General features: G+C 73.9%; 2 protein-coding genes. Both read left to right on the plus strand.

From position 1 onward, the window contains the following. Positions 1-132 precede the first annotated feature (132 nt). Complete coding sequence (locus NS354_RS11890) at positions 133-1,440, plus strand: bifunctional 3,4-dihydroxy-2-butanone-4-phosphate synthase/GTP cyclohydrolase II (RefSeq protein ID WP_058594681.1); 1,308 nt, start codon at positions 133-135, stop codon at positions 1,438-1,440. An 87-nt stretch (positions 1,441-1,527) separates the two neighbouring features. Beyond that, on the plus strand, positions 1,528-2,016 hold the full coding sequence (gene ribH, locus NS354_RS11895; protein ID WP_010155400.1) for a 6,7-dimethyl-8-ribityllumazine synthase: 489 nt from the start codon (positions 1,528-1,530) through the stop codon (positions 2,014-2,016). Positions 2,017-2,039: the final 23 nt, after the last annotated feature.

Genomic DNA, 2,039 nt, shown 5'->3' on the forward strand with positions numbered 1-2,039 from the left:
CGCCCGCCACGTCGCCCGCATGCTGCGCCTCGGCGTCACGGGCCCGGTCGCTGCGGGCGCGGGCGCCGACGACGCCGACGCCGACTCGAACGCCGACGCTTCAGCACACCCGAACACCGAAGGACACCGCGCATGAGCACCATCGATTCCGCCGCCGACTCCCCCGCCGCCCCGCGCACGCCCGGCATCGCGACGATCGAGGAGGCGATCGAGGCGATCCGGGCCGGCCGGCCGGTGATCGTCGCCGACAACGAGGATCGCGAGAACGAGGGCGACATCATCATCTCGGCGGAGCTCGCGAGCCCCGAGTGGATCGCCTGGACGGTGCGCTGGTCGTCGGGCCTGCTGTGCGCTCCGATGACGAACGCGATCGCCGACGAGCTCGACCTGCCGATGATGGTGTCGCGCAACGAGGACGTGCGCGCCACCGCCTACACGGTCACGGTCGACGCCGCGCACGGCGTGACGACGGGCATCAGTGCGAGCGACCGGGCGACGACCCTGCGCGCGCTCGCGAACCCCGATGCGCAGCCGACCGACGTGCGCCGCCCGGGCCACGTGCTGCCGCTGCGCGCCGTCGACGGCGGCGTGCGCGCCCGCGACGGACACACCGAGGCGGGCGTCGAGCTCATGCGGCTCGCCGGTCTGCGCCCCGTGGCGGCCATCGCCGAGATCGTCGCAGACGACGGCGAGATGATGCGCCTGCCCGAGCTCATCGTGCTCGGCGCCCGCGAGAACGTGCCGGTCATCACCATCGAGCAGCTCATCGCGTACCTCGACGCGCACGACCCCGAGGGTGCGCCCTCCGGCCAGCAGCAGCGCCGCGGCGTGAGCCTGCGCGCCGACACCCTGCTGCCGACCGAGCACGGTGCGTTCCGCGCCATGGCGTACCGCGACCGGCGCGCCGGCGTCGACCACCTCGCACTCGTCGCACCGCTGCCCGACGGATCGCTCCCCGCGGGCGAGGCGCTCGTTCGCGTCCACTCCGAATGCATCACCGGCGAGGCGTTCGGCTCGTTGAAGTGCGAGTGCGGGCCGCAGCTCGATGCGGCGCTCGATCGCGTGCACGAGGCCGGCGGCGTCGTCGTCTACCTGCGCGGGCAGGAGGGCCGCGGCATCGGCCTCGCCAACAAGCTGCGCGCCTACCAGCTGCAGGAGCAGGGCGTCGACACGCTCGACGCCAACCTGCAGCTCGGCTTCCCCGCCGATGCGCGCGACTACACGGCGGCCGCCGAGATCCTCGCCGACCTCGGCATCACCCGCGTGCGGCTGCTCACCAACAACCCCGAGAAGGTGGAGCAGCTCGAGGCGCACGGCATCACCGTGACGGAGCGCGTGCCCCTGCTCGTCGGGGTCACCGAGGAGAACCTCGCCTACCTCGCCGCGAAGCGCGACCGCATGGGGCATCAGCTGCCCGACGACGTGCGCGGCAGCCGGTAGGCGCCCCGCGATCCGGACCCCGCACCGGGCCCGCACGACCCCACGCACGGTCACACATCCCACGCCACACACTCGAAGGAGCACATCATGAGCGGAGCCGGAGCCCCGGATCTCACCGTCGACGCCAGCGGATTGCGCGTCGCCATCATCGCCGGCAGCTGGCACGCCGAGATCATGGAGCACCTCGTCGCGGGCGCCCAGCAGTCGATCTCGGCCGCCGGAGCCGAGCACGAGACCTTCACCGTGGCGGGCGGGTTCGAGCTGCCGCTCGCGGCGCAGACGGCGCTCGCACCGCGCGAATCGGGCGGCGGCGGGTTCGACGCCGCGGTGTGCCTCGGCATCGTGATCCGCGGCGGCACGCCCCACTTCGAGTACATCAGCTCGGCGGTGACCGACGGGCTGACGCGGGTGCAGCTCGACGCCGGCAAGCCGATCGGGTTCGGCGTGCTCACCACCGACACGGAGCAGCAGGCCCTCGACCGCTCCGGCCGGCCGGGCGCTCCGGAGTCGAAGGGCCGCGAGGCCGCGGAGGCCGCCCTGCACCTGGCGGTCGCGCTGCGCCGCATCGCCGCGTAGCGCGGCCCCGCTCCGCTCCGCGC

The sequence above is a fragment of the Leucobacter chromiiresistens genome, from assembly GCF_001477055.1.
Classification (GTDB): Bacteria; Actinomycetota; Actinomycetes; order Actinomycetales; family Microbacteriaceae; genus Leucobacter; species Leucobacter chromiiresistens_A.

Excerpts from the sequence above, each read along its gene's own strand:
- NS354_RS11890 (WP_058594681.1), top strand. The coding sequence starts at position 133 with ATGAGCACCATCGATTCCGCCGCCGACTCCCCCGCCGCCCCGCGCACG.
- ribH (WP_010155400.1), top strand. The coding sequence starts at position 1,528 with ATGAGCGGAGCCGGAGCCCCGGATCTCACCGTCGACGCCAGCGGATTG.